Here is a 13,616-nt window from a genome sequence, read left to right as displayed (position 1 = left end):
AGCGGCGGTCGGGGGGTGGCGGAGGTCGGGTCTGGCTCAGCCCTTCACGGCGCCGGCGGTCAGGCCCTTGATCATGTGGCGCTGGAGCAGGAGGAAGACGATGAGGATCGGGAGCATGGTCAGGACCGTGCCGGCCATCACCGGGCCCCAGTTGGTGAAGCCCTCCTGGTCCTGCAGCTGGGTCAGGCCCACGGGCAGCGGGGCGGTGGAGGAGTCGTCGGCCATCAGGAGCGGCCAGAGGTACTGGTTCCACTCGTTGACGATCGTGATGAGGGTGAAGGCGATCAGCGTCGGCCAGGACATCGGCAGCACCACGCGCCACAGGGTGGTCATCGGCCCGGCGTGGTCCATCTCGGCGGCCTCGATGATCTCCCCGGGCAGGCTGGTGAAGTGGTTGCGCATGAGGAAGGTGCCGAAGGCCACGCCTGCCAGCGGCACGATGATGCCGGTGAAGGTGTTGCGCCAGCCCAGCTCAGCCACGAGGGCGTAGTTGCTGATCCAGGTGATCTGGCTGGGCACCATGAGGGCGGCGATGATGAACAGCAGCACGAAGGTGCGGCCGGGGAAGCGCAAGAAGGACAGGGCGTAGGCCGAGAGCACGCCCAGCACCACCTGCACGACCGTGAGGATCCCGGTGATGATCACCGAGTTGCGCAGGAAGTCCAGGAAGGGCACGCCCTGGCGGACGCCGTCGTAGTTCTGCGCGGTGACCGGGTCGGGGACCCAGGTCACGGGGACGGTGTAGATGTCGGCCCGCTCCTTGAGCGAGGCGGCCAGGATCCAGTAGAGCGGCAGCGCGATCAGGATCACCACGAGCAGCATCGCCAGGTAGCCGCTGATCGCGCTCAGCGGCCCGCGGCGCTCGTGCACGGCGGTCTCGTGCCGCCGGGTCGTGGTGCTCACCGCTGCCGCCCCCGCTCCATGACCCAGACCTGGAGGAGGGTGACGATCAGGAGGGCGACGAACATGATCGAGGCGACGGTCGCCCCATACCCGGCCCTCAGGTTGACGAAGGTCTCTTGGTAGACCTGGTAGACCATCGTGGTGGTGCCGTTGCCGAACGGGCCGCCGCGGGTCATCGTGTGGATCACGTCGAAGACCTGGAAGCTGTTGAGCATCACGGTGATGACCAGGAAGAAGGTCGCCGGGCGCAGCTGGGGCCACAGCACCTTGGTGAAGCGCGTCCAGGGGGAGGCCGCGTCGATCTCGGCGGCCTCGTCGAGGTCGCGTCGGCGGCCCTGGAGCGCGGCCAGGTAGATGACGAAGGTGTAGCCCAGGTTCTTCCAGATGTAGGTGGCGGTCACCATGAACAGCGCCCAGCCGGAGTGCTGGTAGAAGTTCGGCGGCGTGATCCCCAGCGTCTTCAGCAGGTCGGGGACCAGCCCGAAGTTGGGCGTGAAGATGAACTGGAAGGCCACGCCGACCGCCGCGCCGGAGAGCACGTAGGGCGCGAAGACCAGGGAGCGGACGGGGCCCCGGCCGAGGAGCTTCTGGTCCAGCAGGAGCGCCAGGGCCAGCCCGATCACCATCGACCCGACCACCGCCGCAGCGGTGAAGATCAGGGTGTTCCACAGGACGGTGCGGCTGTCCTCGCTGGTGAACCACTCGGCGTAGTTGGCCCAGCCGACGAAGGTCGAGCGCGGGCTGCCGAGGTTCCAGTGGAAGAAGCTGAGCCGGATGTTGTCGACGAGCGGCCGGTAGGTGAACACGGCCAGCAGGATGAGGTTGGGCAGCAGGAGCGCGGCGGCCAGGAGCACCTCCTTGCCGCGGAAGCGCTGTCCCGTCGCACTGTCTCGACCCACGAGGGGCGACCTTGCTAGTCGTGGGTGAACAGGGCCTGACCTGGATCTTTCCGGAGGGCCGCGATCAGGGGTAGCCCAGGTGAAGGGCGGGTCTGCGGAAGGTCAAGGGCGTCGCCGCGTGCGACCAGGGTCGCAGGCAGGTGCCTACCGTCGGTGGACGACCCGTGCGGTCCGTCGCGACGACGGTGGTGGCATGTTCATCGCCCAGGCGTTCTGGTCCGTGGTCGTGGGGGTCGCCCTCACCGCTCTCACGTTCCTTCCCCTCCTCGTGCTGCACTACCGCAGGTATGGGGCGCCCTCACCTGCCCGGATGATCGGCTGGGGGATCGTGCTCACCTATGGCGCGGCGGTCGTGGCCCTACACGCTCTTCCCGATGCCGTGGGGCATGACGGCGGCGGACTGTGCGGGCCGTGGCTGGCCGGTCGTGCTGGACCCGACGGCCTACTTCCGGCAGGTCCCGGTCGAGCTGGCCGGGCTGTCCTGGACGCAGATGGCGAGCGGCTGGATCGTGGTCCAGATGGTGCTCAACGTGGCGCTCTTCGTGCCGCTGGGCGTGCTCGGGGTGCGGTGGGCGCACTGGTCCGCCGGCCGCACGATCCTCGTCGGTGCAGGTGTGTCCCTCCTGGTGGAGGCGACCCAGCTCACCGGCAACTGGTTCCTCATGCCCTGCTCCTACCGCCTCGCCGACGTCAACGACCTCATCACCAACACGGCCGGGGCCGCGCTGGGTGTCGGGGTGGCCGCGATGCTGCCCGAGCTCTTCGCCGACCCGGGTGAGCTGCGGGCGCGGCGCGGGGTGGCGCGCCCTGTCACGCGGGTCCGTCGGTGGACCGCGATGGTGCTCGACGCCTGGCTCACCGGCGTCGCCGTGATCGTGGTGGTGGCGATGCTCATGGGCATCTTCGGGATGCTCATGGCCGGTCACGAGCTCGGCCCCGCCGAGACCGACGTGCTCGTCGACCTGCTCAGGATCGGTGCCGTGCTGACGGTGCTGACGGTGGCGGTGCTGCCGTCCCTGGTCGGGGCGGGCGGTTCGCTGGGGCAGCGCATCGTCCACCTGCGTCCCGTGCCGGTGCGGGGCCGGGGGACCGGGCTGCTGCGGCCGGCCACTCTGCGCGGCCTCGCGCTGGCGGCGCTGTGCACGCTGGACCTGGGGTTGATGCTGGTGGGGATGGTCTGGATCGCCGCGGAGGTGCTGTGGGGGCTGCGTGACCCGCGTGGCCTCAGCGGCCTCCTCACCGGGCACGACGTCGTCGACCCGCGCGCTGCCGGTCAGGCCGGAGGCGTCGCGTCACCCGCTGGCACGAGGGTCGTGGCATAGAGGTCGGCCATCGCGCTGACGCAGGCCTCGAGCAGGGCGTCGTCGGGGGCGGCCAGCCAGTTCTGCGCCAGACCGACCAGCTGGCCGAAGACCAGCTCTGCCGTCACGTGCGCGCCGCAGCTCCAACGCAGGTCGCGACGCTCGGCCACCTCGGCCAGCGCCTCGGTCAGCGTCCGCCGATAGCCAGCCATGCTGTCGCGCACGAGCGGGGTCAGCGACCCCTCGCGCACCCCCATGAGGGACAGCTCCTGCAGGACCAGCTCGCGCAACGGGTGCTCCCGCACCGCGTCGAGGTATGCGGTGATGCTCGCCTCTAGCGCGTCCCGGGCGTCCAGGTCCTCGCTCGCCCCGGCGCTCCGGATGAGCCGGGCGCCGAGCTCGACGTCGGAGTCCAGGACGGAGGCGATCAGGGCGTCCTTGGAGCCGTGGGCGTAGTGGACCGCGCCCAGCGGGACCCCGGCCTCGGTAGCGACGGCGCGGGTGGTCAGGGCCCAGGCGCCCTCGCGCTTCATCACGGCCAGGGCGGCCTGGGTGATCTGCGCCCGCCGCTGCTCGACCGGCACGTGGGTGCGTCGAGGCCGGCTGTCGCTCATCGTCCGGCCCCGGCCGGCTCCGGCGCTGACGCCGCAGGTGCCGACGGGTCCGTGGCCAGTTCCGCGGGCTCGCGCCGCAGCATGAGCCAGGCGCCGACCCCGACGACGAGGAGGATGACCGAGCTCACCGCATGCACCCAGGACATGCCGGTCGTGAAGGCCGCACCGGCGGCCGTGTGGAGCTGCTCCCCCAGCGATGTGGGCAGGGCGTCGGCGACATGCTCCGCGCCACCGAGCGTCTGCGAGGCCGAGGTCAGCGCGGACTCGCTCAGGCCGGCCGGGGCGGTGCGCAGCAGCTGCTCGCGATAGATCGCCATGCCCAGCGTCCCGAAGACCGCCAGGCCCATTGCCGCCCCGAACTCGTAGGCCGTCTCGGAGACCGCCGCGGCCCCGCCGACCTTCTCGACCGGGGCGCTGGCGATGATCGCATCGTTGGTCAGCGTCTCGACCAGCCCGATGCCGCCGCCCGCCAGCAGCGACAGCACGACGAACGCCCAGATCTCACCAGCCGGCGTGAGCAGGGCTCCGACCGCCAGGCCGACGGCGGCGAGGGTCATGCCGGTGCCGATGACGCGGTGCACCGGCACCCGGCGGGCGACCCTCGGCGAGAGGATCGCGCCGACCACGGTCGCCAGGGCCATCGGCACCATCCACAGACCGGCGGCGAGCGGGGTCATCCCCAGCACGAGCTGGAGATATTGGGGGACGAAGAACATGATCGGCAGGAAGGCCACCATCGTCAGCAGGTTGACCGAGACCGACACCGCGAAGACGCGGCGGGAGAAGAGCCGCACGTCCAGCAGCGGCTCGTCGAGACGGAGCTGGCGACGGACGAAGAGCCACAGCAGCACGACCCCGACGACCGACGCGCCGACCCCGGGGGCGTCGAGCTCGCCCTTGCCGAAGGTCTTCAACCCGTAGACGAGGGTGAGCATGCCGATGATCGACATCAGCGCGGAGAGCAGGTCGAAGGGTCCCGGCCGGGGGTTGCGCGACTCCGGCAGGAATACCAGCGCGCCGACGACCAGCGCGATCATGACCGGGACGTTGATGAGGAAGACCGAGCCCCACCAGAAGTGCTCGAGCAGCCAGCCGCCCAGGATCGGGCCGATCGCGGCGCCGCCGGAGAAGGCCGCGGCCCACACCGCGATCGCGGTGCGACGCTCGGCCGGGTCGTCGAAGACGCTGCGGATCAGCGAGAGGGTGCTCGGCATCAGGGTCGCCCCACCCACACCGAGCAGCGCCCGGGCGAGGAGCAGCATCTCGGCCGTCGTCGAGAAGGCGGCGACCAGCGAGGCCGCGCCGAAGAGGCCGGCGCCGATCATGAGCAGCCGGCGCCGGCCGATGCGGTCCCCGAGATTGCCCATGAGGACCAGGAGCCCCGCGAGCAGGAAGCTGTAGACATCGATGATCCACAGCAGCTGGGTGCCGCTGGGCTCCAGCGCCTCGCTCAGGGCGGGCACGGCGAAGCCGAGCACGGTCATGTCGATGCTGATGAGCAGGACGGGCAGGACGAGGACGGCCAACGCGGCCCAGCGGCGCCAGGTGGGCATGAGGAGTTCTCCTGTGGTGCGACGTCGGGATGCGGAGGTCGCTCACGCAGAGCGCCCCTCGTGCCGAGGGGGCAGCCACCAGTATGCCCTCGATTTGGTCGATTGACCAAATCGCCATCGGGGCGGCCGGATCGGCACGATCGTGCCTTTGGTGGAAGGAGGTTCGTCGTGGAGGCTGCGTCGGTCGACCCGCGTCCGCGTGACGATCAGTCCTGGGCGGCCGCGCTCGTGGCGCGTCGTCGAGAGTTGGGCCTTCGCCAGTCCGATCTCGCCGAGCTGGCCGACGTGTCCGAGCGGTTCGTCCGCGAGCTGGAGGCGGGCAAGGCCTCGGTCCGCCTGGACAAGGTGCGCCCGGTGCTCGACGCCCTGGGGCTGCAGCTCGTCCTGGCGGACAGGGAGGTGCCCTGACGTGACCGAGCGTGCCGGGCCAGATCCTCGGGACGTGCGGAAGGTCCACGTGCTCAAGGACGGGGTGGCGGCCGCCACGTTGGAGCGGACACCCGAGGGCGTTCGTTTCGCCTACCGCGCCGACTACCTCGCCGGCCTGCCGCGTGCGGTGGCAACGTCGCTGCCCCTGGGCGAGGAGCCCGTGCTGACGCCGGCGGGAGCGGCTTGGCACATGCGCGCCGGCTTGACGTCCACCACGATCACCGAGCCGTCGCGGCAAGTCAGCAGATAGTCCGGCACGTGACGTCGCCGGACGCCCTCGTCATCGCCGCTGAGCCAGAACGGCTGACTGGCGATCCCGCCCACGACGGCGTCAAAGTCGGCCAGCAGCACCCGGTCCCGCTCCAGCAGGCTCTCGTACCCCACGAGCGAGCCCGTCGTCGCGGTCCACAGCCACCCCGGATAGTTGTCCTGCTTCGGACGCCAGGAGAACTCACGCACCGGCGCCCCACACGCGACCTGCCCCATGTCGGCGTCCGCCAGGCTCGTGACGACCTCAGACCCATCCGCGCCGCGATGCCTCAGCTCTGTGGCCCGGAGCCTGCGTTGCTCCACACGCCCAGCCTGCCCCGTCCGACAAGATGCCAGGAATCCGACACGCGGCCGACAAGAAATCAGGAATCCGACAAGATGCGCAGGAACCTACATGCTGCTGTAGGTTCTCGCGTGATCTGTCCGGGGGAGTGGTTCGCTGACCTGCGGGGCGACAAGTTGGTGAGACGAGGCGCTGTCTCACTAACTTGTCGGAATCCTCAGAGACCGAAGGCCCCGCCACCAACCAGGATGGCGATGCCCAGGCCGATCAGGACGATGGGGAACAGGATGTGCTCCCACCGCTCGAGGACTTCGGCGATCGGGGGGCGGGTGGCCACGAACTTGGCCAGCATCACAAGGGCCGCGACAAGCACGAGGAACACGATGCAGTAGGCCACCACGGCCGCCGGTCCCACGCTGAGGAAGACCGGCACGTAGACGCCGATGTTGTCCCCGCCGTTGGCGAAGGTGACCCCGGCGACGGTCCAGACCGCGACGTTCTTGCCGGCGACCTCGGCGTCGTCATCATCATCGTCGTCCCCGCGCCAGGCCTGCCAGGCGGCCCAAACACCCAGGGCCAAGGGGATGAGTCCGAAGTACGGGATAACTGCCGGGGGCAGGAACGCATCCGCGCCCACGGTGACGAGTACGGCCGCGCCAAGAATGCCCGCGAACCCCAGATACTGGCCCACGGCGATCCGGGCGGTCGTCCCGGGCTGTCCCGCACCACGGGCGAAGAACAGCGAGAGCACGATGATGTCGTCGATGTTGGTCGCGATGAACAGGCCGATCGCCTGCAGGACCGCGGACAGGATCATGCGCGCGCCTCGGCGGTGCAGCCTCCGTCAATCGAGCAAGCAGGATCGAGGCACGGCGCGTTCTCGTCTACTGCGAGAGTGACCTCAACCAGTGCGTTCAGCGCGCGCGTCAGGTGTGGGTCCGCGATCTCATAACGTGTCCGACGGCCCTCGAGCTCGGCGATCACGATGCCGCAGTCCCGCAGGCACGCGAGATGGTTGGACACGTTAGAGCGCGTCAGCCCTAGGTCGCTCGCCAGCTCCGCGGGGTAGGCCGGCCGCTCGAGCAGCACCAGAAGAAGTCGTGACCGGGTGGGGTCGGCCAGAGCCCGGCCCAACCGGTTCATCACATCGAGACGAAAAGCAACGGTCAGCACACGCTGAACAATACAGCAACGACTGAATTGATCACGGTGACGGCAAGCGCATTAGGGCGGGCAGGCCTGCCTCATGCGTGGGCGGCGTGCTCGCGTTCGGGCGTGGTCGGGTGGTTCGAGCTGGAAAGTGGAAGTGCTTCATGCTGACGGAGAAGTGGGCGGCCACGCAGTCCTGCAGCCCGGGTACCGCATCACTGGGCGCGGTGCCGCCCGCCTTCCCCGAAGGTGACAGCGTCCGCTCAGCGAGGCTGACCCAGCAAACGTGCTTCTCTCCGGGTCGTTGGCACCGGGGCTCCTGGGTGCGCCCTGCTCCTGGTCACGGCCAGGGCTAGGCCCGGCGTGGCGCCACATGAGTGGCCTAACGGCGAGTCTGCTGTCTTGGCGGCAACCCTCGCGCACCCGGCGAAGGGGTGCTCCGCGGAACACCCTTGGTGCTGACCGCCCGAGCGAGCCGCGGTAAACCGGTAGGCCGCTTCTCCGCACATCCGAATCGGTGGCGTCGCGTTCGTCGAAGGAAGCGTTGGGACGGACGTCGACCTGCGACTACTCCTGCGATACCTCGAGTGAGGCCTTTTCATGGGCGGTGTGGGTGCTGCGGTGTCCCCACGGGAAGACCCACCGGAACAGATTCAGGCCAGGACGTCTGCACCAGCAGTCCTCCGCGCAGCCGCACCTGATCGCTCCGGCCGCCTCGGCTGCCTTGTTGCCGAGAGCGAGAAGTAGGTAGCCACCAGCGAGCAGCCTCAGTACACGCCTCACGAGAGCACCTCGGTGAGTTGATCTACGGTCGGTGAGCCCGCGAGACCTGCTGGTATCTGGTAGACCCGGCACGCCAGACCGACCTGCTCGGCGCCGCTGGAGAATGGATCGTGGCCGTCGATGCGGATCGTGGGTGATCCGGTGAAACCAACCCGTTCGGCGTCCTCAGGTGTTTCAACCTTGCGCCGCTCGACCACAACGTCGACACGACCCAGTCGGGTCAACGCCTCGGACAGTCGCTCATTCGCGACGGTCCAGTGCGGACAGCCGTCGAAGTAGAAGAGTTCGAGTCGCAACACTTGCCTCCATCTCCTGACCCCTGCACCAAGTTGGTCAACGGGCTCTCCATTCTCGACCACCGGGTGGCTATGACAACTTGCGCGAGCAACCTACGGGCTGGTCTGTTTGTAGGTTCTCGGCCGATCTGTCGGGGGGAGCGGGTACGTGACCTGCGGAGCGACATGCTGATGAGAGGCCGCAGGTCTCCCTAACTTGTCGGAATCCTCAGCGAAGACTCTCAGAGTCGGTCGGGGGCCGCCCCCAAGCCCCTTGCCAATGGTCGTGACATCACTCTCACGCATGACGCCGATGTCCGGATGTTCTCTCCCGACTGGACAGGAGGCCGGCGGGCGATCCTCTTCGCGGATCCGGACTTCCCACGAGTCACGCCTGTTACAGGGCGATGCCCAATGCTGCGGGTGTGCACCCGTTCTCGTTCTGGGGGGTCATACCCTGTGCGGCTGTTACTGCGACGGGGACAGGATGTGGCATATGTCCTGGTCTGCGCAGTGGCCGGGGTCAAGCAGCTGGCTGCGCTGGAGCAGGGCCTCGAGCTCTGCCTGCAGCGTGAGGAGGTTGCGGATCCGTGTCCGAACGTCAGCGAGCTTGGTGTCCAGGAGCGTGGTGACGTGCTGGCAGGGGGTGGACCCCTGGTCACGTAGGTCCAGGATGCTGCGGATCTGTGACAGCGTGAGCCCGGCCGCTTGCGCCATGGCGATGTAGCGCAGCCGTGTTGCTGCGGACTCGTCGTAGACGCGGTAGCCGTTCGCCCCTCGCTCGGCCTCGGGCAGCAGGCCCTGGCGCTCGTAGAAGCGGATGGTCTGACTGCTCACTCCGGCCGACTCGGCCAGCTCTCCGATCCGCATTCGCCCGTCTCCCACCTCTCGCGCTTGACCTTGCACCACGGTACAAGGTCTAGCGTCGCGGGCATGGACGTCTGCCTGCTCTACTTCGAGGACTGCCCCAGCTGGAAGGTGACTGACCGCAGGTTGGTCGCGATCGCGACCGAACACCCCGAAGTCAGGATCCGGCGTCAGCGCGTCGAGACCCTCGAGCAGGCCGAGCGGGTGGGCTTTCGGGGCTCACCGACCGTCCTGGTCGACGGGGCCGACGCGTTCGGCTCACCCGATTCAGCAGCTGGCCTCTCCTGCCGGGTCTATCGCACGGCCGACGGCCTTGCTGGGGCACCGACCCTGGAACAGCTACACGCAGCGCTGGGGCTGACCCAGGAGGTCACGCGATGATCTACGACTACGACCTGATCGTCATCGGTGCCGGCATGGCCGGGGTCACGGCGGCGAACAAGTGCGCCGCCGCTGGATGGAAGGTCGCGATCGTCGACGCCCTTCCCTACGGCGGCACGTGTGCCCTGAGAGGGTGTGATCCCAAGAAGATCCTGCGCCGCGGTGCCGAGATCATCGACAGTGCCCGCCTGATGCGGGGTAAGGGCATCAACGACGACGGCCTGTCGGTCGACTGGGCCGACCTCATGGCGCACAAGCACGGCTTCACCGACCCCGTCCCCGCCAGTATGGAGGCAGGACTGACCGGTAACGGCGTTACCACCCTGCACGGGACGGCGCGGTTCACCGGTCCCCAGACCGTGGCCATCGACGACGCCCCCTGCACCAGCCGACACTTCCTCATCACCACCGGTGCGCGCCCCCGCCCGCTGGACCTGCCCGGGCACGAGCACCTGCTGGACAGCACCGGCTTCCTGGACCTGACCGAGCTGCCGCGACGGATCCTGTTCGTCGGCGGTGGCTTCATCTCCTTCGAGTTCGCGCACATCGCCGCCCGGGCCGGAAGCACCCCGGTCATCCTGGACCGCAAACCACGACCGCTGAAGGCCTTCGACCCCGACCTCGTCGACCTCCTCATCGACCGCGGCACCAAGGCCGGCATCGAGAACTGGCCCTCTGCGACGCTCACCGCCGTGGAGAAGACCAGCACCGGCTATCAGGTGAGCGTCGATGAACCAGGGCGGTCAACGACAAGGGAGTTCGACCTTGTCGTGCACGGCGCAGGCCGGGTCCCCGAGCTGACGACCCTGGACCTGGAGACCGCCGGCGTGCAGTGGGACGAGGACGGGATCCGCGTAGCAGCCCATCTGCAGAGCACCAGCAACCCGGCGGTCTACGCCGCCGGCGACGCGGCCAGCACCCCTGGCATGCCATTGACCCCGGTCGCCGTGTTCGAGGGCAAGGTCGCCGCGTCCAACATGCTCAAGGGCACCACGACCGCCCCTGACTACACCGGCGTGTCCACCGCGGTGTTCACGATCCCCGAACTCGCCCGGGTCGGCCTGCTCGAGGAAGAAGCCCGCGACCGGGGCATTGACATCGACGTCCGCTACACCGACACCAGCAGCTGGTACTCCAACTACCGGATCGGGGAGACGACCGCCGCGACCAAGATCCTCATCGACCGCTCCGACGACACCATCGTGGGAGCACACCTGCTCGGACCCGAGTACGCCGAACTCGTCAACATCCTCGCCCTCGCCATGAAACTGCGACTCACCACCCGCCAGCTGAAGTCGATGACCGCCGCCTACCCCACCGTCGGATCAGACCTGGGCTCCATGCTCTGAACCAGGCACGAGCAGCAATCCCACAACACCGTGTGCTCAGCAGCGGTTCCACTGTCACGAGACTCAGCGTGACACTCCGCCATTAACTGGGACGACCGACACGCGTCCGCGAGTTAAGTGAGAAACCGACACGTTAGATGAGATCCCACAGCTGGCAAGATGTAGGTTCTCTGACGGCGCTCAGGTGAATCTCCCCAGTTCTGCTCACTGAAATTCCCCACCCTGTGGCCCCATCCGGGGACGGGCGGGGCTCCTTCGATGATGGCGGTCTCTGACCACACGCCTACTCGAAGGAGCCCCTCGTCCCATGCTGTCACGGGAGGAAGACATCGAAGTTCACGCGTTGGCCCGGCAGGGCTGGACGATCTCAGCGATCGCCCGGCATCTGGGTCGGGACCGTAAGACCATCCGCGCCTACCTGCGCGGAGACCGGGCCGCGGGCGTCCGCAAGCCGGCGGGGCAGGACCCGTTCGAGCCGTTCGTGGACTACGTCCGCGCCCGGCTGGCCGAGGACCCGCACCTGTGGGCGATGACCCTGTACGACGAGGTCGTCGAGCTGGGGTACGACAAGGCCTACTCCACCTTCACCCGGCAGGTCCGCACCCGCGGGCTGCGCCCGCACTGCGAACCGTGCGCCGGCACGAAGGGCCGCCCGGCGGCGGTGATCGAGCACCCACCGGGTGAGGAGACCCAGTGGGACTGGGTCGAGCTGCCGGACCCGCCCGAGCACTGGGGCTGGGGCACCAAGGCGTTCCTGCTCGTCGGTGCCCTGGCCCACTCCGGCCGGTGGCGCGGCGTGCTGTGCCCTTCGATGGACCAGGCTCACCTCATCGGCGCCCTCGACCGCGTGACCAGAGCGCTCGGCGGGCTCACGCGCTCGTGGCGGTTCGACCGGATGGCCACCGTGTGCCACCCGGCCACCGGGCGTGTGTCCGCGTCGTTCGCCGCGGTGGCCAAGCACTACGGCGTCGGTGTGGAGATCTGCCCGCCGCGGCGCGGCAACCGCAAGGGCGTGGTGGAGAAGGCCAACCACACCGCCGCCCAACGCTGGTGGCGCACCCTGGCCGACGAGGTCACCGTGGAGCAGGCGCAGGCGTCGTTGGACAAGTTCTGCACCACCCGTGGCGATGCCCGCATGCGGCCCGGCGGCCCCGACGGGAAGGCCTCCGTGCTCACCCTCGCCGCCAAGGAACCGCTGGCCCCGGTCCCGACCGTCCCGTTCCCCGCGTCGATCACCGAGGAGAGGGTCGTCTCGGCGCAGGCGCTGGTGGCCTGGCGCGGCAACTTCTACTCCGTCGCCCCCGAGCTCGCCCGTGCCCAGGTGACCGTCACCTGGCGCCTGGGCAGCACGCGCATCGACATCGCCACCACCTCCGGGACGGTGATCGCCCGGCACGAGCTCGCCCCCGACGGTGCTGGCGTCATGGTCCGCGAGCACGCCCACGTCACCGCGCTCGAGGCGCGCGTCCTCGCCGGGCACGACGCCTCTGTGCCGCACCGGCGCAAGGAACGCATCCCACCCGGCCCCGCAGCCCAGGCAGCCGCGCAGGCGCTGCGCGCCCGCCACCAACCCGAGCCCGCCACCACCGCGGACGTGGTCATCGACCTGTCCGCCTACGACAAAGCAGCCCGAGGAAGGAACACCCTGACCCGATGAACACCACACCCACGACCGCGACGACGACCGAGGCGCTGCCGGCGCCGATGATCACCAGCCAGGCGTCGACCTACCAGCAGCTGCGCTCCCACCTGGCCGCGTTGAAGCTGCACGCCGCCGCCGAGCACCTGCCCACCGTCCTGGCAACCGCCGCCGAGCAGGGGTGGTCGATGACCGCGACGTTGGAGCACCTGCTCGCCCGCGAGGTTGAGGCGACCGAGGCCCGCAAGCTCGCCGGCCGGCTCCGGTTCGCCTCACTGCCCACCCCGGCCACCCTGGCCGACTTCGACTTCGACGCCGCCCCGAACGTCGACCGCAAGCTCATCGACGAACTGGCCACCTGCCGGTACCTGGAGTCGGCGACCAACGTGCTGCTCATCGGCCCGCCCGGCGTCGGCAAGACGCACCTGGCCGTCGGCCTGGGCCGGGCCGCGGCCGAGGCCGGGTACCGCACCTACTTCACCACCGCCGCCGATCTGGCCGCCCGGTGCCACCGCGCCGCGATCGAAGGACGCTGGGCCACCACCATGCGCTTCTTCGCCGGCCCAACCCTGCTCATCATCGACGAGCTGGGCTACCTGCCGCTGCCCGGCGAGGCCGCCTCCGCGCTGTTCCAGGTCGTCTCCCAGCGCTACCTCAAGACGTCCATCGTGCTCACCACCAACCGCGGCGTCGCATCCTGGGGCGAGGTCCTAGGCGACAGCACCGTCGCCGCAGCCATGCTCGACCGGCTCCTGCACCGCTCCGTCGTGCTCAACCTCGAAGGCGACTCCTACCGGCTGCGCGACCACCACGCCCGCCAGGGCACCCTGCGAGCCGCCACCCGCCAACCCCTACACTGACCACCGCCCAAGGTGGGGAAATTCAGTGAGCATCACTGGGGAACTTCGACGAGCCTCGTCA

The 13,616-nt window shown here is 69.1% G+C and carries 15 protein-coding genes; 6 read left to right on the top strand and 9 right to left on the bottom strand.

Annotation, left to right across the window (positions count from 1 at the left end; all coding sequences use genetic code 11):
• Positions 1-36: 36 nt before the first annotated feature.
• Both ACTMMA_RS03890 and ACTMMA_RS03885 read right to left on the bottom strand, forming a co-directional pair.
• Positions 37-903 (bottom strand): carbohydrate ABC transporter permease, encoded by an 867-nt coding sequence (locus ACTMMA_RS03890; RefSeq protein WP_441188786.1) that lies wholly within the window; start codon positions 901-903, stop codon positions 37-39.
• Positions 900-1,802 (bottom strand): carbohydrate ABC transporter permease, encoded by a 903-nt coding sequence (locus ACTMMA_RS03885; RefSeq protein ID WP_441188785.1) that lies wholly within the window; start codon positions 1,800-1,802, stop codon positions 900-902. Before ACTMMA_RS03885 ends, ACTMMA_RS03890 begins: the two co-directional genes overlap by 4 nt.
• Before the next feature lie 374 nt (positions 1,803-2,176).
• Between ACTMMA_RS03885 and ACTMMA_RS03880 the strand changes: the two genes are divergently transcribed.
• Entirely contained in the window at positions 2,177-3,124 is a 948-nt protein-coding gene (locus ACTMMA_RS03880; protein ID WP_441188784.1) for a VanZ family protein, read from the top strand.
• On the opposite strand, the gene ACTMMA_RS03875 is transcribed toward ACTMMA_RS03880, so the two are convergent.
• Positions 3,076-3,717 carry a TetR/AcrR family transcriptional regulator gene (locus tag ACTMMA_RS03875; protein WP_441188783.1) on the bottom strand — a complete coding sequence of 214 codons (642 nt, stop codon included), beginning with the start codon at positions 3,715-3,717 and terminating at the stop codon, positions 3,076-3,078. The two genes, ACTMMA_RS03880 and ACTMMA_RS03875, sit on opposite strands and share 49 nt — an antisense overlap.
• Positions 3,714-5,270, bottom strand: coding sequence for an MFS transporter (locus tag ACTMMA_RS03870; protein ID WP_441188782.1), 1,557 nt, complete (start codon positions 5,268-5,270; stop codon positions 3,714-3,716). The genes ACTMMA_RS03875 and ACTMMA_RS03870 overlap by 4 nt, the downstream gene beginning before the upstream one ends.
• Positions 5,271-5,438: 168 nt before the next feature.
• Between ACTMMA_RS03870 and ACTMMA_RS03865 the strand changes: the two genes are divergently transcribed.
• Entirely contained in the window at positions 5,439-5,678 is a 240-nt protein-coding gene (locus ACTMMA_RS03865) for a helix-turn-helix transcriptional regulator (RefSeq protein ID WP_441188781.1), read from the top strand.
• Between the two features lie 123 nt (positions 5,679-5,801).
• On the opposite strand, the gene ACTMMA_RS03860 is transcribed toward ACTMMA_RS03865, so the two are convergent.
• The 5 genes from ACTMMA_RS03860 to ACTMMA_RS03840 all read right to left on the bottom strand — a co-directional run bounded on the left by ACTMMA_RS03860 (position 5,802) and on the right by ACTMMA_RS03840 (position 9,329).
• Complete coding sequence (locus tag ACTMMA_RS03860) at positions 5,802-6,272, bottom strand: TnsA-like heteromeric transposase endonuclease subunit (protein WP_441188780.1); 471 nt, start codon at positions 6,270-6,272, stop codon at positions 5,802-5,804.
• Between the two features lie 197 nt (positions 6,273-6,469).
• Positions 6,470-7,069, bottom strand: coding sequence for a cadmium resistance transporter (locus tag ACTMMA_RS03855; RefSeq protein WP_114906266.1), 600 nt, complete (start codon positions 7,067-7,069; stop codon positions 6,470-6,472).
• Positions 7,066-7,425, bottom strand: coding sequence for a Cd(II)/Pb(II)-sensing metalloregulatory transcriptional regulator CmtR (gene cmtR, locus ACTMMA_RS03850; RefSeq protein WP_441188779.1), 360 nt, complete (start codon positions 7,423-7,425; stop codon positions 7,066-7,068). The genes ACTMMA_RS03855 and cmtR overlap by 4 nt, the downstream gene beginning before the upstream one ends.
• Positions 7,426-8,180: 755 nt before the next feature.
• Positions 8,181-8,483, bottom strand: coding sequence for a DF family (seleno)protein (locus tag ACTMMA_RS03845; protein WP_006593175.1), 303 nt, complete (start codon positions 8,481-8,483; stop codon positions 8,181-8,183).
• A gap of 444 nt (positions 8,484-8,927) precedes the next feature.
• Complete coding sequence (locus ACTMMA_RS03840) at positions 8,928-9,329, bottom strand: heavy metal-responsive transcriptional regulator (protein WP_114906268.1); 402 nt, start codon at positions 9,327-9,329, stop codon at positions 8,928-8,930.
• Between the two features lie 63 nt (positions 9,330-9,392).
• Here ACTMMA_RS03840 and ACTMMA_RS03835 point away from each other — a divergent pair, with 63 nt between their 5' ends.
• The 4 genes from ACTMMA_RS03835 to istB all read left to right on the top strand — a co-directional run bounded on the left by ACTMMA_RS03835 (position 9,393) and on the right by istB (position 13,555).
• A complete protein-coding gene (locus ACTMMA_RS03835; protein ID WP_006593177.1) occupies positions 9,393-9,707 on the top strand; it encodes a thioredoxin domain-containing protein in 315 nt (104 codons plus the stop codon).
• Positions 9,704-11,056: a dihydrolipoyl dehydrogenase family protein gene (locus tag ACTMMA_RS03830; RefSeq protein ID WP_006593178.1), complete on the top strand. Its 1,353-nt coding sequence runs from the start codon at positions 9,704-9,706 to the stop codon at positions 11,054-11,056. Before ACTMMA_RS03835 ends, ACTMMA_RS03830 begins: the two co-directional genes overlap by 4 nt.
• Before the next feature lie 307 nt (positions 11,057-11,363).
• Entirely contained in the window at positions 11,364-12,713 is a 1,350-nt protein-coding gene (locus ACTMMA_RS03825; protein ID WP_441188762.1) for a Mu transposase domain-containing protein, read from the top strand.
• The gene (gene istB, locus ACTMMA_RS03820; protein WP_441188763.1) at positions 12,710-13,555 is read left to right on the top strand and encodes an IS21-like element helper ATPase IstB; all 846 of its coding nucleotides are present in this window, start codon (positions 12,710-12,712) and stop codon (positions 13,553-13,555) included. Before ACTMMA_RS03825 ends, istB begins: the two co-directional genes overlap by 4 nt.
• Positions 13,556-13,616: the final 61 nt, after the last annotated feature.

The organism is Ornithinimicrobium panacihumi (assembly GCF_052073805.1).
Classification (GTDB): Bacteria; Actinomycetota; Actinomycetes; order Actinomycetales; family Dermatophilaceae; genus Ornithinicoccus; species Ornithinicoccus panacihumi.
Note: the sequence above shows the minus strand (reverse complement) of the source record. Positions and strands in the feature narration are given on the sequence as shown.